This is a genomic window from Moorena sp. SIO4G3 (genome assembly GCF_010692305.1).
Taxonomy (GTDB): Bacteria; Cyanobacteriota; Cyanobacteriia; order Cyanobacteriales; family Coleofasciculaceae; genus Moorena; species Moorena producens_A.
The window spans coordinates 1-6,376 of sequence record NZ_JAAHIG010000456.1 but is presented as its reverse complement, the minus strand read 5'-3'; the positions used below and the strand labels follow the sequence as shown (position 1 = coordinate 6,376).

The 6,376-nt window shown below is 44.4% G+C and carries 6 protein-coding genes; 4 read left to right on the top strand and 2 right to left on the bottom strand.

Translation table 11 applies throughout. The annotated features are described in order from the left end of the window. The first annotated feature begins 334 nt into the window (after positions 1–334). Both F6J99_RS39805 and iscB read left to right on the top strand, forming a co-directional pair. Positions 335–1,015, top strand: a complete 681-nt coding sequence (locus F6J99_RS39805; protein ID WP_293121677.1) for an N-acetylmannosamine-6-phosphate 2-epimerase — start codon at positions 335–337, stop codon at positions 1,013–1,015. A gap of 259 nt (positions 1,016–1,274) precedes the next feature. Next, positions 1,275–2,537, top strand: a complete 1,263-nt coding sequence (gene iscB / locus F6J99_RS39800) for an RNA-guided endonuclease IscB (RefSeq protein ID WP_293121675.1) — start codon at positions 1,275–1,277, stop codon at positions 2,535–2,537. Positions 2,538–2,590: 53 nt separating this feature from the next. On the opposite strand, the gene F6J99_RS39795 is transcribed toward iscB, so the two are convergent. Further along, positions 2,591–3,988, bottom strand: a complete 1,398-nt coding sequence (locus tag F6J99_RS39795; RefSeq protein WP_070391342.1) for an LCP family protein — start codon at positions 3,986–3,988, stop codon at positions 2,591–2,593. Positions 3,989–4,222: 234 nt separating this feature from the next. Next, positions 4,223–4,597 (bottom strand): hypothetical protein, encoded by a 375-nt coding sequence (locus F6J99_RS39790; protein ID WP_330359408.1) that lies wholly within the window; start codon positions 4,595–4,597, stop codon positions 4,223–4,225. A gap of 136 nt (positions 4,598–4,733) precedes the next feature. Here F6J99_RS39790 and F6J99_RS39785 point away from each other — a divergent pair, with 136 nt between their 5' ends. Both F6J99_RS39785 and F6J99_RS39780 read left to right on the top strand, forming a co-directional pair. Next, the gene (locus F6J99_RS39785) at positions 4,734–4,928 is read left to right on the top strand and encodes a hypothetical protein (protein ID WP_070391340.1); all 195 of its coding nucleotides are present in this window, start codon (positions 4,734–4,736) and stop codon (positions 4,926–4,928) included. Between the two features lie 138 nt (positions 4,929–5,066). After that, positions 5,067–5,690, top strand: a complete 624-nt coding sequence (locus F6J99_RS39780; RefSeq protein WP_293121671.1) for a type I restriction endonuclease — start codon at positions 5,067–5,069, stop codon at positions 5,688–5,690. Positions 5,691–6,376: the final 686 nt, after the last annotated feature.

Here is a 6,376-nt window from a genome sequence, read left to right as displayed (position 1 = left end):
ACCAAGGCGATCTCCGTAAGAGTCCGTGGCGCTGGGAGATGGAGAGATGGGGAGATAGGGAGATAGGGAGATGGTAAGATTTTTATTAAGGGTAATTATCTGGAGATATTATAATATAATAAACCCAGTGCTTAAACCAATTACTAGATAACGGTTATTAGATTTATGAGCTACACCTAATTTTTTCCCTATTACCTATTCCCTATTACCTATTCCCTATTCCCTATTCCCTATTCCCTATTCCCTAAAATCCAAAACTTCTGTCCCTAACCTATTTTATAAATGCTGTGGAACCGCTATATATCGATAATAAGTTACTGTAACCACCAACAACATGGCAGCTAATTCTCTCAATTCAATTCGTGATAGTCTAATTGTTTCTTGTCAGGCACCCCCTGACTCACCCCTGCACAACCCCCTAGTGATTGCCGCTATGGCACAGGCTTCGATCAATCAGGGGGCATCGGGTGTGCGTATTGATACACCTGACCATGTGGCAGCTGTGCGTAGTCAATGTCCCACTGTTCCAATTATTGGCTTGTGGAAGCAACAGTTACCGGAGTCTGAGGTTTATATTACTCCCCAGTTTCACCATGCCAAAGCGATCGCATCCGCTGGTGCTGATATTATTGCCATTGATGCCACCTTACGGGAACGTCCTGGAGGGGAAACAGTTCAAGGTTTAATTAAGCAGATTCACGATACATTGGGTAAACCGGTGATGGCAGATGTGGATACCCTTGAGAGTGCGATCGCAGCACAAGCCGCTGGCGTGGATTTAGTTGGTACCACCCTCTATGGCTACACCGCTCAAACCAGCCATTTGTCTCCTCCCGGCTTTGGCCTACTCAGCCAGTTGGTCAACCATCTAGACATCCCAGCCATTTGCGAAGGGGGTATTGCCACCCCCAACATGGCTCAAACTGCGCTAGAATTGGGAGCCTATGCAGTTGTTGTCGGCACTGCCATTACTGGTATTGATTTGCAAGTTAAGGCTTTTCTAGAGTTATTATAAGTAGGATTAACCCTATAATTTCCCTTGCTAGAAGCACCTAGTGTAAGCCTTGGTAATTTCCGGTAATCCCTGGAATTATCAACTAGGTTGCAGACTAAGGATTAGCTTCCTACGTTGGTTTGGTCATGACACCCAAGAGTGAACTCCAGCTTTTGGCTCTGTCGCTAGTCATTAAGACAAAGGCAAAATGTGTGATTAGCAAAACACAAGCCATTCCAACATTGTCGAGGATAACTTTACCGAATCGAGAGCACTAAAAATGCAAAATTACGTATTTGTTATTGACGCAAACTTTCAACCATTAAACCCAATTATCCCAAAGAAAGCACGTCGGTTATTGGATAAAGGTAAAGCGGCGGTTTTCAGGATGTACCCGTTCACAATCATCTTAAAAACGTCGATCAATAATCCAACCATATCACCATGTCAAATCAAAATTGATCCTGGCAGTAAGGTGACTGGATTTGCCTTAGTCCAAGACGGCCAAGTCATTTGGGCAATGGAGCTAGAACACAGAGGAGGATTAATTAAGAAAAAACTCTCGTCTAGAAGCGCTGTAAGGCGTGGGAGACGTAACCGAAACACCCGCTATAGGAAACCCAGGTTCCTTAACCGTAAGCGTCCAGAGGGATGGCTCCCCCCTAGTCTAGAACACAGAATTTTGACTACCCAGACTTGGGTGAAACGATTGATTAAATTCTGCCCAGTTAACGAAATTTGGGTTGAAAGAGTTAAGTTTGATGCCCAAAAAATGCAGAATCCTGAAATCAGTGGTATTCAGTACCAGCAAGGAGAACTAGCTGGGTATGAGGTTAGAGAGTATTTACTCGAAAAATGGGGAAGGGAATGCACTTACTGTGGTAAAAAATCAGTTCCATTGCAGATTGAACACATTTATCCAAAATCCAAAGGAGGAAGTGAACGTGTAAGTAATCTTTGCTTGGCTTGTGAAAAGTGCAATCAACGCAAAGGGAACAAACCTATAGAGGACTTTCTGAAAAAGAAGCCAAGCCTACTTCAAAAAATCAAAACCAAAGCGCTTTCGCCATTAAAAGATGCGGCGGCGGTGAATACAACTCGGAACAAGCTAGTTAAAGTACTTCAAAAGACGAAACCTGTGGTTACTGGAACGGGAGCACAGACTAAGTACAACCGGACTAAATTAGGATTTCCTAAGGAACATTGGATCGATGCTGCTTGTGTTGGGAACATTGAGGCTTTGACTTTGAAAACCTTTCAACCGCTTCTGGTTACTTGTAAAGGACAAGGGGGCAGACAAAAAGCAGCACTCAATAAGTACGGCTACCCGATCAGACATAATCCCTTGAGGCCAATCAAAGGTTGGTGTAGTGGAGACATAGCTAAAAACATCTTGACCGGAAAGTTTGGGAGAGTTAACCCTAGGAGCAAAAGTAATTCATTTAATTACACGGTTCCAGGGGAAAAGGCAATAAGCTTGCACGTCAAAAACTTAGTTAGGATTCACAGGCAAGATGGTTATACTTACGGATTTTGCCAGTAAATACCAGAAACTACCTGGAAATAGTCTTCCTATTACATTCAGGAATTGGTCTGCTATTGTGGATAATCCAGTTTCTGTAGCCAGTCTTGACCCAACTGAATGGTAATATCTGAGGAAAAAGCACCGGTGCTTTCCACCCGCACTTCCCCAAATCCCAAATAGTTACGGATAGTGCCAGCACTTTCATCGTCTCCCTGTTGGGCAATAATGCGAGTGGTGCGCAATGGTTCCCTAGACAATTTCTGATCAATACGAACATTATTGTAGCCACCTCGGTTGAGGTTGCGGAGCATAGCTTTAGCGACTTCAGAAGAATCTGTAGTGTATTGAATCGCAATGCGCAGGGATGTGGAGTTGGCATTGGAGTAGTAGGTATAGCCTTGACCAAAGTGCTGAGCCACCATCTCCTGGATGCGGCGGTGGTTTGGCAACCAGTAACTGGCTTGTTTCTTGCCATCGTTACTAAATCGACCAGGCAGCATTAGCATTTGGACATTGGCTCGTTTAGTCTTGGTGGCAAAACCCGCTAATGCCACTAGCTCTTCTACACTTAAGTTGGTGTCAATGTGGGACTGAATAACTGAGAGGATTTGTGGGATTCGTGCGATAGTGCTAGGTTTTAGTGCCTGTTCTACCAAAGCCCTCATCAGAATTTGTTGCCGCTGCACTCGACCAATATCCCCATACTTGTCATAGCGAAACCGCAGGAACTGCATCGCTTTATTACCATCCAGGTGCTGTCTACCTTTTTTGAGGTTGATATAAAGGTGTTGAGAGTGGTCAGTGTACTTCATATCCTTGGGAATATAGACCGTAACTCCTCCCAAGGCATCCACCAGTTTTTCCACACCCTGAACGTTTACTCGGATATAACGGTCAATGGGCACATCATCAAGAAGATCACTGACCGCCTTCGCTGTCAGTGCAGGTCCGCCAAAATAATTGGCAGCATTAAGCTTAATTTTACCATGTTTCTCAATACGAGTTTTAGTATCACGAGGCATGGAAAGAACTTTGACTTTTTCCCCGTCTGGGTCAAACCGTAGCAGGAGCATCGTATCTGACAAACCCTCTAAGGAATTGACCAGAGCGTGGTATCCCAGGTCTACTTCTGGGGGTTTATCTAGATCAGAGGTTAGGACTTTGATACCGAGAAATAGGATATTAACTGGTCGAGTCAACTCCGGCAAGTGCATGGTGTTGCTGGAGATGGTTTCCTCTTGGTTAAATACAGATTTCTCGTCCTGAGTCAGTTCACTTTGCAGCAAAGGGGTACTTGCCAGGGATACAGCTAGGATTGCACCTGCTGCCGCAGATGACATGGCCACTGCGGTAAAACCTAGCCATAGCCAGAGCCAATTCCCTCGCTTGACTTTTACCTTTTTTCTGCGAACGGGGCGAGTAGGTCTTCTCACTACACGGCGTTTTCGATAAGTTCTTTGAACTGGCACTGGGCTTCCTCACACACAGGCAATAGGGATGGTATTTTCAGAAGAAGACTATTCACTCCTGACCGGTTTTACATGGTTGACCTGGAGCTTCGATCTTAAAGTTTAGTAATAATACTCTATAGCAGGTTTTATAACAGGTTACTGCCTGATTAGGTAAATTTTCGATTAAGCTTGCCCAATCCGTCAGTCAAAACCATTATTAGAGTACATCATTTCTTTAAGTCAACCCCTAGACTAGGACAAATACTTGCCCAGGATTCCTTCAGAAATCCGGCTAATCCCAGGCAGGCGTGGTGACTGGCGCTGCCATAAGCGCACCATCACAGCGAAACTGACCAGAAAATAGCCAGATGTCAGCATAGCATTGAGAAACAGCAAGCGTAATGTCCAAAATTCCGACAATTGTGCTCCTGCTGATAATAAACTGTATCCTAGCAACCAACCAAAGGCCAAGGTGACGGACAAGCGACTGACGGTTTTTTCCTCTCGGGTTCCCTGAGAGTGGTACAATGTCCACAGTGCAGGAAACAAGCCAAAGATGGGGACAAGGTAAATAAATAGCTGTAAGCGCTGAATATCTTGATTTTCGGTAGAATTTGTCTTTTTCACATTCTCTTTCATCCCCAGCTTGCCTTAAGAATCCCTCAAACCCCATGATTTGGTGCTTTTCCCTCTTATCATGACATTTCCCAGTGGTTATTCACCAATGGCAATAATATAGTAATAGCAATAGGCCAATGGCAACATGGATAATCAGCTCAGCTTCATTATCAAACTCGTCATCCTCTCCACGATAATTTCTGTTATTATTAAATATGTTGCTCCCAGTGTACCCATTGCCGCTACATCTGTTAATGGGTTGATTGGGATCCTGGCTCCAACTGTGATTTTAGCGATCGCATTAGTCGGTCGAGCCTTGAGCTATAAGGAGTCTGACTAACAGGCTAGTGGTAAGCTCTATCTCAGGTGCGACCCGTGGCGAATTTAATTCTTAATGGGTCAAGCGCACCTAAGTTTCGCGGTGCGCGATCATAGGTTTCCCGAAAAGTTAATACAGACCTTGGACCTATCCTGATTGATGGTGAAGACGATAGCAGTAACAGAACTTAGCTTGCATGATGTGAAGGTTAAATTTAACCTGACCCCAGCAGAGGATGACCAATTTTTCCGAGAGTGGCAGGAGGAATTACCCGAACTTACCGACACTGAACAGCAGTCCTTAGAGCAAATTAAGGCTCACATGCTATACCTGGAACAGTACCCGATGGTGGAAGACATTGTCAAAATGGTAGTGTTGTCTCCCTTGTTAGGACTAGCGGGTTTTTATGGTTCTCCCTTTCACCTCAAGACAGAGGCCGCAATAGAAATTGCCGCTGTTGAGGAGCACGAAATCCTGCGAGGGCGTATTGATGTGTTGGTGCTACAAGAGCAGTTTTGGGTATTAGTGATTGAGTCGAAACAAGCTGGATTCTCTCTCAAGTCAGCAATTCCTCAGGCATTGATCTACATGATGGCTAATCCTAATCAGTTGCGCCCTAGTTTTGCCTTGGTGACTAATGGTACTAATTTCCGGTTTTTGAAACTAACAAAATCCGGTATACCGATGTATGCTCTTTCCGATGAGTTTACCCTCTATCGTGGCAATGACTGGTATTACGTGCTTAGGATCCTTAAGCGCATTGCTCAATTGGTAGTTAATTGAGTTTTCGTTGCCTTTTACGGGTTGTCACCCCTCATAACATTTGCTAAATTCGTTTTGGGAGACCAGTCCAGGACTGAAGGAGGGTTACAGCTATAGTTTGATAAGAAAAGTTAGAGCGGTTTTCACCCTTAATCGCCCCATAGCTGATTAGGGGGTAAGCTGAGAACGAGCTGTTGCTGTAACCAACAGTTTGTTTACTATGGTCTACTTATTTGTTTATTTGTTTTAAAACAGCTCTAATAAAGGCGCTCAGAAAAGTAAAATCACTCTGGGAACTTGAGAGCGATAGGGCTGAGGTCACTGATAAAACGAATAGAAAATCAGTGCAAAGTTTTTCGATTCCTAGGAAAAGGGGATAGGTGCATCTCATATTTGAAAATCTGGCGTTGCTGAATTAAGGAATGAATGCGCGATTATCTGGTGCATGTTAAAGCCCCCGTTGGTCCCCCAATTCTGGGGGACGCAAGAAAGTTTTGTTCCCCCCAAAATTGGGCAGGGCTGTTTCATTTTCAGGAATAAATTGTCTTTTTCTACGGGTGAAAGGGAGCTGGGGTGCTGGGGAGAGGTTTTTTTTCAGGTTAAAAATAACTTTTTATTAGCTTTAATCCCCCCTATCTCCCTATCTCCCTATCTCCCCACCTCCCCACAAATGACGTTTTAGTCGGACGCAAGAAACAGCCCTGCCC